The sequence below is a fragment of the Streptomyces sp. JLSY215 genome (assembly GCF_059682825.1).
The window spans coordinates 946,620-960,568 of sequence record NZ_CM185022.1; the positions used below are offsets into that span (position 1 = coordinate 946,620).

The 13,949-nt window shown below is 73.1% G+C and carries 6 protein-coding genes; 3 read left to right on the forward strand and 3 right to left on the reverse strand.

What is annotated here, in order from left to right; translation table 11 throughout:
* Positions 1 to 22: 22 nt before the first annotated feature.
* The gene (locus AC5677_RS04105) at positions 23 to 4,729 is read right to left on the reverse strand and encodes a hypothetical protein (protein WP_497193633.1); all 4,707 of its coding nucleotides are present in this window, start codon (positions 4,727 to 4,729) and stop codon (positions 23 to 25) included.
* A gap of 179 nt (positions 4,730 to 4,908) precedes the next feature.
* Here AC5677_RS04105 and AC5677_RS04110 point away from each other — a divergent pair, with 179 nt between their 5' ends.
* Positions 4,909 to 6,402: a S1 family peptidase gene (locus AC5677_RS04110; protein WP_497193634.1), complete on the forward strand. Its 1,494-nt coding sequence runs from the start codon at positions 4,909 to 4,911 to the stop codon at positions 6,400 to 6,402.
* 70 nt (positions 6,403 to 6,472) lie between these two features.
* Here the strand turns inward: AC5677_RS04110 and hemC are convergent, their stop codons facing one another.
* Entirely contained in the window at positions 6,473 to 7,408 is a 936-nt protein-coding gene (gene hemC / locus AC5677_RS04115) for a hydroxymethylbilane synthase (protein ID WP_497193635.1), read from the reverse strand.
* Between the two features lie 132 nt (positions 7,409 to 7,540).
* Here hemC and AC5677_RS04120 point away from each other — a divergent pair, with 132 nt between their 5' ends.
* A complete protein-coding gene (locus AC5677_RS04120) occupies positions 7,541 to 10,342 on the forward strand; it encodes an ABC transporter substrate-binding protein (protein WP_497193636.1) in 2,802 nt (933 codons plus the stop codon).
* Between the two features lie 24 nt (positions 10,343 to 10,366).
* Here AC5677_RS04120 and AC5677_RS04125 read toward each other — a convergent pair whose 3' ends face one another.
* Positions 10,367 to 11,146 (reverse strand): VOC family protein, encoded by a 780-nt coding sequence (locus AC5677_RS04125; RefSeq protein ID WP_497193637.1) that lies wholly within the window; start codon positions 11,144 to 11,146, stop codon positions 10,367 to 10,369.
* A 365-nt stretch (positions 11,147 to 11,511) separates the two neighbouring features.
* On the opposite strand from AC5677_RS04125, the gene AC5677_RS04130 reads away from it, so the two are divergent.
* Complete coding sequence (locus AC5677_RS04130; protein WP_497193638.1) at positions 11,512 to 13,920, forward strand: SpoIIE family protein phosphatase; 2,409 nt, start codon at positions 11,512 to 11,514, stop codon at positions 13,918 to 13,920.
* The last annotated feature ends 29 nt before the right edge of the window (positions 13,921 to 13,949 follow it).

A 13,949-nucleotide genomic window follows, 5' to 3' on the forward strand; every position in this document is an offset into this window, starting at 1 on the left:
ATCGCTGCCTGGGCCGGGCGTCTCAACGCCCGGCCCAGGCAGCGGCGAACATCTCATGCAGCGGGCGGGGCGGCAGCAGCCGGGTGAATGGGCCCTCCATTTCGCGTTTTTCGGTGGCGGTGGCCAGATGGGCGTCGAGCTTGGCGGTCTCCAGCGGCAGATGGGGCGCCTTGAGGTCCGTCCAGCCGCCGGGGAGGAAGGCCGTACGGCCCGCACGGCTGCGCTTTTCCGTCACCACGGCGCCGGTGGCGGCGAGTTCGGCCTGTACGGTGCGGTGCCGGGCGGCGCTCCAGCCGTTCCAGCGGCGGATGTTGCGGTCGGTGGGGCGGGCGAGCGTCAGCAGCTGGAGGTGGAGCGCGGCGGCATCCCGGCCGACGCCCAGCGCCTCGGCCGCCGCATCGACCAGTGCCGGCACGCTGAGCAGCGGGTTCGCTTCGTATCCGCCGACCGGTACGGGGGTGTCGGCGGACCGTGCGGCCAGCGCCGTGATGCCGTCGCGCAGCACCCGTATCCGCTCGATCTCCGTGGCCAGCTCGGTCATGCCCAGGTCCTCGCAGAGCCGCGTGACCGCTTCGTGCTTTCCGCGGCGGGTGAAGCCGGCGGGGCGCAGGAACACCGTGGCCCACTCGCCGTTGCTGCGGACGATGAGCAGTCCTTGGTCGTAGTAGAGCGGCAGCCGCGCCGCCCGGTCGGTCGCGGGTGGTTCGGCGGCCGCCACCGGGTACCTCTCGGGTCCGAACAGCACGTCGATGCGGGCCTGGTCGAGGGGAATCCTGTGGCGTCCCAGCCCGACGAGGAAGTCCGGTGCGTCGAGGCGTTCGGCAAGCCGTGCGCAGAGCACCCGGGCACCGGCGGTGGCGGGATCGCCCACGGGGCGTTCGGTCAGCACCCAGGAGAGGGCGGACGCCGTGTCGAGGTACGGCATGGTGTAGTCCGGCCGGTCGCCCGGGGAGCCGTCGGCCGCCGCCGGATAGACGTACAGATAGCCGTACTTGCTGGCGGCGATGACCCGGCGCCGGTCCTCGGTCAGTACCCCGCCGCCCTGCGGATCACCGAGCGCCGCCGAGAGCCCGCCCGCGCCCAGCTCCTTCTCCAGCTCCGCGGTCAACTCCTCGTCCACCGCGGTCTGTTGACCGAGGATCGCGGCCCATTCGGCGCCCATCCGCCCGGCGGCCGCCACCAGCCCGGACGCCGTCCACAGCTCCGCCGGGTCGTCGGGCAGGCCCGCCGCCAGGACCCGCGCCCGGCCCGCCGTGCCGAGGCGGTGCACCAGCGATTCGGCTTCCCGGGCCACCTCGGGTGTGGCCTGGAACGGCTTGGCGCGCAGCATCTGCCGGGTGCCGTTGATCCCGGGCCTGGTGGGGAGCCCGGCGAGGGCCTGCACGGCCACCGCCCGCCGCACTCCGGTGCGGGCGACGAACGCCGCGACGGCTTCGGGGGTGAGGGTCAGCGGGCCGTGCTCGGCGAGGAGTTCCAGCAGTCGCGGCAGCCGGGCCGCGTCGTCGTGGCCGACGGTGACCGTGCGGACCTCGGTGGCGCCCTCGGGTACGGGGGCGGACTCGGGCTGGACGAAGCGGTAGCCGCCCGTGGGACCGAGAGGTTCGCTGGGATTCGGGGCGACGCCCTGTCTGCCGTCGCCCATTCCGGTGGCCACGGCCCGGCCGGTGTCGCACAGCGGGCGCAGCGCCGCACCGGAGGCGCGGCCCAGTCGCCAGGTGCCGGGTGCGGCGAACGGCGTGGCGGCCCAGGTGCGCAGCAAGGCGCTCAGTGCGGTGCGGTCCTCGTCCGGTGTGGTCTGGGTGACGCAGCGCCAGGCGGCGGCCGCGATCCCGTCGCCGAGCAGCGGTGCCCAGTCGCGCGGCCGGGCCGGCGGGCTGACGCGCCGGGCGGCGTCGTCGATCCGGCCGCGCAGGAACTCGCCGTCGGCGGCGATCGCGCTGACGGTGGCGGCCTCTTCGGCGATCCGCGGCGCGTTGTAGGGGATCCATACCTCCACGAGGTCGCGCAGGGCGGTGATCAGCGCGGTGTCGGCGGTCTCCCCGGCGGGGCGGACCTGGGCGCCGTTGACGACCAGCGCCGACCTCGACGAGAGGGTGCGGCGGCGGTCCAGGATCCCGGCGGCGGTGCGGACGGCACGCACCACACCGTCCAGGACGCCGGGGTCGGTCACCCCGGAGAGCACCCGGGCGGCCTCGGCCCGAACCGCTTCCTCGGCCCGAACCGCTTCCTCGGCGCGGTCCGCTTCCTCGCCGCCGTCGCCGACTGCCGCCGCCAGCAGGGCCTTTGCGGCATCCTCGGTGACCGTGCGCAGCGCCTTGGAGGATGCGGCGTCCCGCGGGGTCAGGAAGTGCCAGAAGGCGGGCGGCGGGAACAGCGGCCCGTCGCCGGGCGCGGCGGATCCGCCACCGGACCACTTGGGGTAGGGGAAGCCACGCGCCTCCCACAGCAGGGAGTTGTCGTCGGCGGCGTAACAGCGCATCGGACGGTGGTCGGTCAGCACGGCCTCGGCGCCGCCCTCGGGCAGCCGGATGATGCCCCAGGGGTCCTCCCCGGGGTGGGTGACACGGAATTCGGCGCGCCGTCCGTCGTTGCCCTCCAGCAGATAGCGCACCGGGGCGGTCTCGCTGTGGTCCCAGTGCAGGACCCGGCAGCCGGTGACGCCGTCCACCTGGCCCAGCGGGGATTCCGGGGCGCCGGGCGGCATCGGGGCGAGGGTCTGCATGTCGTGCGTGCGGAACAGGCCCTTGGGCGGCTCGGCGGCGAGGAAGGGGGGCAGGGCGGTGTTGTCCGTACGTTCGCCGCTGTCCGCGTCGAGTTCGCGCCACACGCCGTCGCGGTGGCCGATCCTGCTTCCGAACAGGCGGGAACTCCACAGCCGGGTGCCGTCGGCGAGCTGCTGCTCGTAGTCGCCGATGCCCTCCCGGCCGCCCGGCCGGAGCACCCGGGCACCGTCGTACCGGCCGCCGCCGTCGGGCGTGGCGAACTGATAGCCGAGCGCACCGTCCGTACTGCCGCCGTAGGAGACCATGCCGAAGGAGTCCTCGGGCACGAAGCCGTCCTCGGGACGGTCGGCCCAGAACGCCCGCCGCGCCGACAGGCCGTACGTCTTGCCGTCGGCCCAGCCGACCAGAAAGCTGCCGCCGATGAAGAACACCGAATGGGTGGCGGCCTCTTCGGGGAGCGCGAAGGTGCAGCTGCCGCGCTCGCCGCTGTGGTCGACGGCGATCGCCCGGTCCCGGCCGAAGACGGTCAGCACCGGCCAGGTGCAGGTGACCCCGGCGATCTCCCGGACGCCGCCCAGCCGCCGTACGGCCTCCTCGAGTGCGGGCCAGGCCAGCTCCTCCGGGAGGCCGGCGCGCAGCGTACGCAGCAGCGGTCCGACGCCGTCGAGGGCGTCCAGAGCGGTGTCGATGCCCTTGAGCGCGGTGATCGTCGGTGGGTCGAGGATCGTGTCCAGCTTGGCGAGGGCATCCTGCGCCGCGCCCAGCCCGCCGTCCGCGACGGAGTCCATCAGCCGGGTCACGCGGTCGTGGACTGCCGCATCGACGCCGTCGCCGAGCGGCAGCCGCGGGGCGCCGGCGCGCGGGCCGCGCGGCGCATGGGCCGTGCCGATCAGGCGGGGGCCCAGCACCGGGTCGGCGGCGAGCGCCCGGTGGTCGCGGCGGGCCTTCCCGCCCCAGAACTCCAGCCCCACGCGCGGGCCGGGGTCCGCCACCGCGATGGCGTTCGCCAGGCAGACATCGACGAGATCGGCGTCGAAGAGGGTGTGCCGGAAGCGTGACCGGTGGAGGCTGACGGGGGTGTTCTCGGCCCTGATCCGGCCGGCGATACGGGGCACCAGGGCGTACAGCTCATCGGGCATCGCCTGCCGCATGACGCCGGAGCTGTAGCGCTTGTAGGAGTAGTGGAAGGCGAAGGAGCCGAGCCATCCGCTCAGGCCTCCGGACGGGACGATCCGGCCCTCCGCCATGGCGTCGTCGACTCCGGTGGCCGCCAGCAGCCGCAGCCATGCCCCGCCGTCGGTGACCGAGGTCGGGAACAGCTCCGCCAGCGCCTGGCGCACCGGCGCCGGAGGCGGCACCTCGGCGAAGACCGGCCCCAGGCCGTCCAGGAGAGCATCCGGCAGGGGCCGGCCCTTCGCCGCCACCAGGATGTCGCCGAGCGCCTGCGCGCTCTCCACGATGCCGAGCCCCGCCGCCTTGGCCGACGCCTGCACCCTGCGGTGCAGATCCCTCCCGGGCGTACCGCCACCGGCGGCGAAGGCCAGCAGGAACTGTACGAACTCCTGATGCGCGGCGGCCGCATCGAGCGTGGCGTGCAGCCTCCGCTGGTGTCCGGCGACCTCCTTCGCGGGCAGCGCGCCGAGGCGGGCGTAGAGCAGGACGTTCGCGCGGTGGTACGTCTCGTCGACCGGCAGGCCGTGCTGCTCCTCCGCCTGGCGGGCCAGTCCGTAGGCGGTACCGGCATGGCGCGGCGTCCAGGGGCCCATGCGGTGCCCGACGGTGTCCCAGAACCAGGGCAGATGCGTCGCCGGGAGCTTGGCGGCACGGTACTTCAACTCGTCGAGAAACCCGCCGGGTTTGTTCAGCGCACGCCCCAGCCCGTCCGTCACCGTCGCGATGAGGCGGTGTGCGTCGTCCTCCGCCTCGGGGGCGTGCAGACGCGCCCACTCCAGGAAGACGGTCGAATTCTTCGGATCGGCGGGCGGCATCACGGGCTGTGCAGACATGGAACGAATCTTGGCATGCGGCACTGACAACCGGCCGTTGAGCGGGCAGTCGCCGGGAGTGTAGGGGGCCCGGAGCCGGATCCGGCGGAATTCATCGCACCTTGAGTGGCCGTGAGACCGCGACGGACCGGCTGCGTAGGACTGGGTGACAACAGTGCATCCCAGTTGGAGGTCAGTGAATGAGTCCCCGACAAGTCAGCCACCGGCCGGCGGGCCGTCGACGGATCGGCCGCGGGCAGGCGGGCCACCGCCATGTGAACAAGCGGACCGGTGCCATCGCGGGAGCCTCCGCGGCGGCCATCGCGGCGGCGGCGATCCTGCTCCCCAACGCCCATGCCAGCACGGACCGGCCGCCCGCCCTGAAGACCCTCTCCGCGCCGTCGGCCGCCCGGCTCGCGGCGTCCCTGAAGGCGGATCTCGGGGACAAGTCGGCGGGCTGGTATCTGGACGGCAAGACCGGTCATCTGGTGATGAACGTGCTGGCGCAGGAGGATGCCGCGCGCGTCACCTCCCAGGGCGCGGTGGCCAAGGTCGTGGACCACAGCATGGCCGCGCTGAAGGCGGGCACACGGACGCTGCGCAGCACCGCGTCGGTCCCGGGCACGGCCTGGTCGATCGATCCGAAGACGAACAGAATCGTGGTGCTCGCCGACCGGACGGTCACCGGCCGGAAGATGGCCACCCTGAACAAGGCCACCGCGTCCATGGGCGGCATGGTGACCGTCAAGCGGTCGGCCGGAGAGTTCAAGCGGTACGACGGCGGGGACATGGGGGCGGGGCAGCAGGGCGCCGGCGGGATGGGTGGTGCCCCCGGGACGGGCGGCGACGCCGGATCGGGCGGGGACGCCGGGGCCGGAGTGGACGGCGGCGCAGGAGTGGACGGGGGTGCAGGAGCAAATGGCGGCGCCGGTACAGATGGTGGCGCCGCAGCAGATGGCGGCGCCGGCACGGACGGTGGCGCCGCGGCAGCCGGCGGCGCGGGAGAAGCGGCCGGTGGTGCCGGAGACGACGGCGGTGCGGGCGGTGCGGGCGGCGGCGGTGCGGCCGCGGCGCCGGTGGGCGGCAGCGCCATCTTCGGCGGCAACGCCCGCTGCTCCCTCGGCTTCAACGTCACCGTGAAGGGAGCCCCGGCCTTCCTCACCGCGGGCCACTGCGGCAACGACTCCAAGACCTGGTCCGCCGATCAGGGCGGCCAGCCGCTGGCGACCGTGACGGACTCCCAGTTCCCCAAGACCGACTTCGCGCTGGTCACCTACGACGATCCGGGCGCGCAGCCGCAGAGCGCGGTCGACCTGGGCAACGGCAAGACGCAGCCGATCACCAAGGCCGCGGAGGCCGCCGTGGGGATGAAGGTGCAGCGTTCGGGCAGCACCACCGGGCTCCATGACGGCACCGTCACCGGGCTCGACGCCACCGTGAACTACGGGAACGGGGACATCGTCAACGGCCTGATACAGACGGACGTGTGCGCCGAGCCGGGCGACAGCGGCGGCTCGATGTTCTCGGGTGACGCGGCCGTCGGGCTGACCTCGGGCGGCAGCGGCGACTGCACCCAGGGCGGCGAGACGTTCTTCCAGCCCGTCACCGCCGCGCTCCAGGCCACCGGCGCCGAAATCGGCGCCGGTGGGGGCGCCGGCTCAGCAGCCGCGGGCGGGGGTGATGCCGTGAACTGACCTCACGCCGATCCCGGGTCGAGGGCCCCGCACCGCAGCACGCGCGGTGCGGGGCCCTTCCCGCGCGGCCTCAGTGCGCGATGCCGTCGATCAGCTCGCGCGCGCCCTGCCGCAGCAGCGCGACGGCCACCGATGTGCCGAGCGTCTCGGGGTTGAGCGGCCCGGCCCACTCGTGGGCGTTCAGGACGGTCTTGCCGTCCGGGGTGAAAACACAGGCGCGCAGGGCGAGTTCGCCGCGCCGGTCGGTCGTCGCATAGCCGGCGATCGGGCTGTTGCAGTGGCCCTGGAGGACGTGCAGCAGCATCCGCTCGGCGGTGGTTTCGCGGTAGGCCGCGGGGTCGCCGAGGCCGCTGACGGCGTCGATGGTGGCGGTGTCGCCCTCGCGGCACTGGAGAGCCAGCACACCCGCGCCGATCGGCGGGCACATCTCGTCCACGGAGAGGATCTGGGTGATCACATCCGTACGGCCGATCCGCTCCAGTCCGGAGACCGCCAGCAGCAGCGCATCCGCCTCGCCCGCGGCCAGCTTCTCCATCCGGCGGTTGGCGTTGCCGCGCATCGGGACGCACGTCAGATGCGGATGGGAGGCGGCGAGCTGCGCGATGCGCCGTACGGACGAGGTGCCGATCCGGGTCCCGGCGGGGAGTTCGTCGAGGGTGAGCCCGCCGGGATGGATCAGCGCGTCGCGGACGTCGTCGCGCTTGAGGAACGCCGCGAAGACCGTACCGGCGGGCAGCGGCCGGTCGCCGGGAATGTCCTTGACGCAGTGCACCGCGAGATCGGCCTCCCCGGCGAGCAGGGCGGCGTCGACCTCTTTGGTGAACGCGCCCTTCCCCTCGACCTGGGAGAGGGCACCCATCCACCGGTCGCCGGTGGTCTTGACCGGGATGACCTCGGTGGCGATGCCGGGGTGCAGCGCGCTCAGTTCGGCGCGGACGCGCTCCACCTGGGCCAGGGCCATGGGCGAGTCACGGGAGACGATACGGATCAGCTCTGGGGCGGACATGCCGCCACGATAGACCTTCGGGCCAGGGGATCTTCGGCGGGTCGGCACCCGTGGCGCGGAGCCTTCCGGCAGCCGTGGTGAGGTGTCAGAATGTCCGCCCTGTTCCGTTCCCGGCCTTGCCTCGGGGGACCCATGGCGGCGAACGATCTCGATTCCCATATACCGGTGTTCCGCGGAGCCGGGCATCTGCTGCGCCTGATAGCCGATCTGGTGCGCCGGCCGCGGCGGCGCGAATGTCCCGAACCGGTGCGGCACCGGGACGTCGCGCAGGGGCGGGAGGGCCTGCCCGTGCTCTGTCTGGTCGGCGGCCCCGACCACACCCGACTCGCCAAGGGCATCAGCTACTTCCTCAGCCACGCCGATCCCCGCCGGGTCCCGCACGTACTGCACGACCTGGAGGACGAAAGCGCCCCCGCGGAACCGGAGTCGGCCGGGTCGGTCGAGGCGGTACGGCACACCCTGGAGCGGCTGGCGCAGGGCTTCGCCCTCAGCGTCAACGGCAGCGACGGCCGGGTCCGCTTCCGCCGGTTCGGCCTGGTCAACTGGCTGATGCAGACCGGCGCGGGCGGTTCGGGACCGCACTACCCGGGCGGGCTGGAGGGCAATGACCACTCTCTGCTGCAGGGGCTGCGCGAACGGGAGTTCCGGCGCCGGCGGATGTTCGGGCTGCTGCGGTCCCCGGAGACCGAACTGGCGGTGGACGGCAATGTGCCGTGGTGGGTGTGGCTGTTCGCGGTGCATGTCTTTCCGCTCGCGTGGTTCCGGGTGCGCCGCGGGCTGGGCCGCGAATACCGGTGGCTGCTCAACCAGCCCTATCTGGCACCGCGCGACCCGGGCACCTTCCTCGGGTTCGCCGAACGGCTGACCACACCGCACCACCAGGTGGAGGACTCCGAGCAGTTGCGCAAGCTGATGGTCAACGCCTTCCTGGAAGACCTGCGGGTGGCGTTCCGGCGGCGCATCTGGCGGCCGCGGACGGCCCGGCGCACCGCGTACTGCGTGGCGCTGCTCGACGGTACGGCCGCCGGAAACTGCGGCTATGCACTGATGCAGGCGATCATCGACGTACGCAACGAAACCGGCGCCTTCGACCCGCTGCTGGTCATCGGCTGCGGCGCCGAGCCGCCCGAGGACGGCTCGCAGGTCCGCACGGACTGGGGCCACAGCTCCCTGTGGGAGCTCAACGACCGGCTCTACGGCGGCTGGCGGGACACCTTCCTGCACACCGGCCGGGCCCGCAACCGTGCGCCCTGGTACCTGCCGGTGACCGTCCCGGAGCTGATGCCGCCGGCCCAGGAGGAGTACGAGCTGACGCGGCGGCTGGAGGTCGGCCAGGACGCCCGGCTGCGGATTCCCGAACCGCCGCTGTGGGCGCGCCGGGCGGTGTCCGCGGCGGCGGCCTGCGCGGTGACCGTGGCGCTGCTGGGGGCGGGCGGGCTGGTGCTGCGGGGCGAGAGCGCGTACCGGAAGGCGCACTGCGGGCTGAGCCGGTTCGACGACGACGCGGAGACCCTGCGGACCGCGGAGACCGGCGAGTGCATCGGGGTCTCCCAACACGGTTTCACCTTCCACTCCCCCGACCGGGTGCTCAACGAAACCCTCGCGAAGATCGCCGAGCAGAACGGCCGTGCCGACGCGGCACACCAGGAGGCTCCGGAGCGCCCGTTCATCACGCTGATCCACCTGTCCGCGCTGCTGAGCAGTACGGGCAAGTCCAGCGCGCAGCTCGCCTACGGGCGCGAGGCGCTGCAGGGCGCGGCGAGCGCCCAGTCCCGGCAGCTGCGCAGCACCGGAAGCTCGGAGCCGATCCTGCGGATCTTTCCCGCGAACGCCGGATCCGGGATGCGCTTCGGCACCCGGGTGGTGGAGATGCTGGAGGTGCTCAAGCGGCAGGATCCCTCGATCGTCGGGGTCACCGGGCTGGACCAGAGCCGGCAGGCGACCAACCGGACGATACGGAAGCTGACCGAGGCGGGGCTGCCGATGGTCGCCACGACCCTGTCCGCGGACACCCTGGTACGGCAGTCCCCGATGTACTTCCAGGTGTCGCCGCAGAACTCCCGCGAGGCGGAGGTGGCGGCCGCGTACGCCGCTCATGTCACCCGGATCACGGGCAGGAACAAGAAGAAGCAGGTCCGGGTGATCGGCTCCGCCGACCCGAGCGACACCTACAGCAAGACCCTCAGCGACGATGTCGTCGCGCGGTTCCGGGCCCGCGGGTTCACGGTCGAGAAGGTCTCCTACACGCCGCCCGCGGCTCCGGGCGACGACCCGGTCTCGGACGCGCCCGGCGCGGGCGCGGTGGGCCAGCGGACCTGTTCCTACCCCGGGCTGGTGTTCTTCGCCGGGCGCTCGGAGGACTTCGAGACGCTGCTCAGCGGGATCAACGAGTCCTGCAACTCGGCCCCGCCGCTGCTCTTCGGCGGCGACGACGTGGCCCGGCTCGCCGCCGACGCGGAGCGCCGTACGCACTATCCCGGCATCCCGTACGACTTCCTGGACTTCACCCTCGGCTCGGCCCGCTGCGACGGCACCAGCGAGCTGTACGCGGAGATGAGCCGGCTGTTTCCCGAGGAATGCCCGAAGGTGCCCAGCTCCTCGCTCGACGGCCATGCGGCGCTCGGCTTCGATGCGGTCAAGCTCTACATCAACGCGGTCAAGCAGCTGCGGGAGGAGGCCGCGGGGATGCCGCTGACGCCGCCCGCGGTATGGCATGCGATCAGCGGGGTCCACGGGGACGAGGCGCTGGACGGCGAGAGCGGGATCATCAGCTTCGGCGGTGATGTGGACCGCCAGGTGCCGCTGGACAAGCTGCTGTCGGTCCAGCACATCGACGCGCGGGGCCGGCCCACGCAGGCCGGATTCTGCGGGCGGGTCGGCGGGCGGCAGCAGGCGGCGTGGTGCCCGAAGTGGGAGCCGGAGAAGGGCGGGTGACGGCGGTCGGCACGGCCCCGGTGCTCAGGGTGCCGTGACGGTGAACAGTCCGCCGTCGGGGTCACGTATGACGGACTGGACGCCGCTGCCGTCCGGATTCGGGGTGATGGGGGTGACGGTGCCGCCCGCGGCGACCGCGGCCGCCGTCACCGCCTCGATGTCACGGACCGGGAAGTAGACGTGCCACCGGGGGCGGACCCGCGGGTCGGGGGCCGCCTCGACGCCGCCGCCGCGCAGGGTGGCGACCATATGGGTGCCGTCGCTGACGATCACCTGGTCGTGTTCGTAGGTGACATCGCAGCCGCCCGGCTCCTCGGAGGCCCAGTCGAAGACCTCCGCGTAGAAGATGGCGGCCTCGAAGGCGTCGCGGGTGCGCAGTTCCAGGCAGGCCGGGGCGCTGCCGTGCCCGACCGACCAGGCCATGGTCTGGCCTTCCCAGAAGCCGAAGGTCGCGCCGTCGCGGTCGGCGGCGAGGGCGGCGCGGCCGGGGCCGAGTTTCAGCGGGCCGACGGCGACCGTCGCGCCGCGTTCACGGATCCGGGCCGCCGTGTCGTCGGCGTCGGCCACCGCGAAGTACGAGGTCCAGGCGACCGCGATCTGAAAGCTGGGGGCCAGCGCGCCGATACCGGCGACCGGCTCTCCGTCGGAGACGCCGACGGAGAACTCGTCTCCGAGACTGGCCGGCCGGAACCGCCAGCCGAGGACCGCCGAGTAGAACTGCTGCGCCGCCTTGAGGTCGCGGGCCATCAGGCTGACCCAGCACGGGGCGCCGCGCACGGGAACGACGGGCTCATGGGGGGACATGAGAATCTGCCTCCTCGTACTCACCGCCCTTCCCCCACTGTGCCAGCGACCCACGGTACGGGCGACCGCGCGGCCGTTCCCCCACCCGGCGCAACCACCAACGGCCCCCGCCCCGGCCCACCACGCCGCGGGGTGCCAGAGCGGCCCCACCACACAAGTCCCCCACCCGGCGCAACCACCAACGGCTCCTGCCCGGGCCCACCACGCCGCGGGGTGCCAGAGCAGCCCCACCACACAAGTCCCCCACCCGGCGCAACCACCAACGGCTCCTGCCCGGGCCCACCACGTGGCGGGGTGCCAGAGCGGTTGTGCGCGTATTGATCAGGCTCGATGCTGTAGGTACTGAACCGGGCTGGGTTGATGCCATGAACGCATGGAATGCGGTGGAGAGCGCCGACTTCCGTGGTCCCCTCGACGTCACCAGGGCGGCCACAGCGGTGCTCGACGTCCGCAACCTGGTCATCGGGTGGAGCCCCGCGGCCGAGCGGCTGCTCGGGTACCGGGCGGACGAGATCGTCGGGCGCCCCCTGGAGACCCTGTTCCCGTCCGCGGGACCCAGCGCCGCCGAGGAAGCGCCGTCGACACGGATGCTCGGCAGCGTCTCCCGTACGGCGCGGCACCGCGACGGGCGGCTGCTGTCAGTGGCGACCACGATCTGCCCGTTGGCCGACACGGGCGGCGGTACCGGCGGCGAGCCCGCCCGCGTCCTGGTGGCGGCCGAGCTGGACGGGCTGCGGGCCTGGGAGTCGCAGCAGGCCATGCTGCACGGGCTGGCCACCCAGTCGCCGGTGGGCCTGGCGATCTACGACACGGATCTGCGGCTGACCTGGTTCAACGCCACGTACGGGCGGGAGATCGGGCTGCCGCTGCGGGATTTCATGGGCAAGCGCGCCGATGAGCTCTATCCGCGGGGTGTGTTCGTCACGGAGGGGTATCCGCGGAGCACCCAGTCGGTGATGGCAAAGGTCCTGGAGTCCGGCGAGCCGGTCGTCGATCTGCACTTCATCGGGCAGCTGCCCACCGATCCGGGGACCGATCATGTGTGGTCGTGCTCCTACTACCGGCTGCACGACGCCGACGGCCGGGTGCTGGGGGTGTGTGAGGACGCCTTCGACATCACCGACCGCTATCAGGCCCAGCGGCGGCTGAACCTCCTGGTGGACGCGGGCGGCCGGATCGGCACCACGCTGGACATGGCCGTCACCGCCCGGGAGGTCGCCGAGGTGGCGGTGCCGGGCTTCGCCGCCTCCGTCACCGTCGATCTGGTGCAGTCCATCCTGGAGGGCGAGGAGCTGGGCCACGGCGTCGGACTGCCCACCCTCGTACGGGTCGCGGCGCGGTCGGGCGAGGAAACGACGGGCGGGGTGCCCGGCAGCGCCCACCGGGTGGTCTATCCACCGGGCTCGCCGCAGTACCGCAGCCTGTCCTCCGGCGGGATGGTGCAGGTGGAGCGCACCCTGGTCGTACCGCTGCGGGCCGGCGGCACACCGCTGGGCCTGGTCACCTTCGTGCGCGGCGAGCACCCCTCCATCTTCGACAGCGGTGAGATCGAGCTGGCCGACGAGCTGGTCACCCGTACCGCGGTCTGGCTCGACAACGCCCGCCGCTTCGCCCGCGAGCACTCCGCCGCACTCACCCTCCAGCGCAATCTGCTGCCGCAGCATCTGGCCCCGCAGTCCGCGGTCGATCTGGCGTTCCGCTATCTGCCCAGCGACAACCGTGCCGGGGTGGGCGGCGACTGGTTCGACGTCATCGGGCTGTCCGGGACCCGGGTCGGGCTGGTGGTGGGGGATGTGGTGGGCCACGGTCTGCAGGCGGCGGCCACGATGGGGCGGATGCGGACGACCGTACGGGCGCTGGCCCGGATGGACCTGTCCCCCGACGAGCTGCTGAGCCGGCTGGACGACCTGGTGGGACAGACGGCGGACGACCGCAACAGCACGCCGGGCACCGACACGGACGACGACATGGCCACCGGGGTGACCTGCCTGTACGCCATCTACGACCCGGTCTCACGGCGGTGCACCATGGCGCGGGCCGGGCATCTGCCGCCGGCCGTCGTCAGCCCTGACGGCGGGCTGTCCTTCCCGGATCTGCCGGCGGGTCCACCGCTGGGGCTGGGGGGCCTGCCGTTCGAGTCGCTGGAGCTGGAGCTGCCGGTGGGCAGCCTGCTGGCGCTGTTCACCGACGGGCTGGTGGAGGGCCGCGACCGGGACATCGAGGCGGGCCTGGACACCTTGGGCCGGGTGCTGCTGGATCACCGCAGGCCGCTGGACGAGCTGTGCGACCGCGCGGTGGCCGAGCTGCTGCCCACCGGGACGGCGGCCGACGACTCGGCGCTGCTGCTGGTACGTACCCGCGAGCTGGACACGAGGCAGGTGGCCGCGTGGGAGCTGCCCGCCGAGCCGGAGGCCGTGGGCCGGGCCCGCGAGCTGGCCACCCGGCAACTTGCGGGCTGGGGCCTGGAGGAGCTGTCGTACGCCACCGAGCTCGTGGTCAGCGAACTGGTCACCAATGCCGTACGGCACGCCTCGGGGCCGCTGCATCTGCGACTGCTGCGCGATCTGACGCTGCTCACCGAGGTCTCGGACACCGGGCACACCTCGCCCCACCTGCGGCACAGCGCGAGCGACGACGAAGGCGGCCGCGGGCTGTTCATCGTCGCGCAGCTGGTCCAGCGCTGGGGGACCCGCTACACGCCGTACGGCAAGACGATCTGGACCGAGCAGGCCTTTCCCCCGGACTATCCGGGGGCGCCGCGCCCGGTGGGCTGAGGTCCCGGCCGGTGCACGCCGTGCGGGTG

Bases quoted from the DNA above. Each gene is read 5' to 3' on its own strand.
- AC5677_RS04105 (WP_497193633.1), bottom strand. From the start codon at position 4,729: ATGTCTGCACAGCCCGTGATGCCGCCCGCCGATCCGAAGAATTCGACC.
- AC5677_RS04110 (WP_497193634.1), top strand. From the start codon at position 4,909: ATGAGTCCCCGACAAGTCAGCCACCGGCCGGCGGGCCGTCGACGGATC.
- hemC (WP_497193635.1), bottom strand. From the start codon at position 7,408: ATGTCCGCCCCAGAGCTGATCCGTATCGTCTCCCGTGACTCGCCCATG.
- AC5677_RS04120 (WP_497193636.1), top strand. From the start codon at position 7,541: ATGGCGGCGAACGATCTCGATTCCCATATACCGGTGTTCCGCGGAGCC.
- AC5677_RS04125 (WP_497193637.1), bottom strand. From the start codon at position 11,146: ATGTCCCCCCATGAGCCCGTCGTTCCCGTGCGCGGCGCCCCGTGCTGG.
- AC5677_RS04130 (WP_497193638.1), top strand. From the start codon at position 11,512: ATGAACGCATGGAATGCGGTGGAGAGCGCCGACTTCCGTGGTCCCCTC.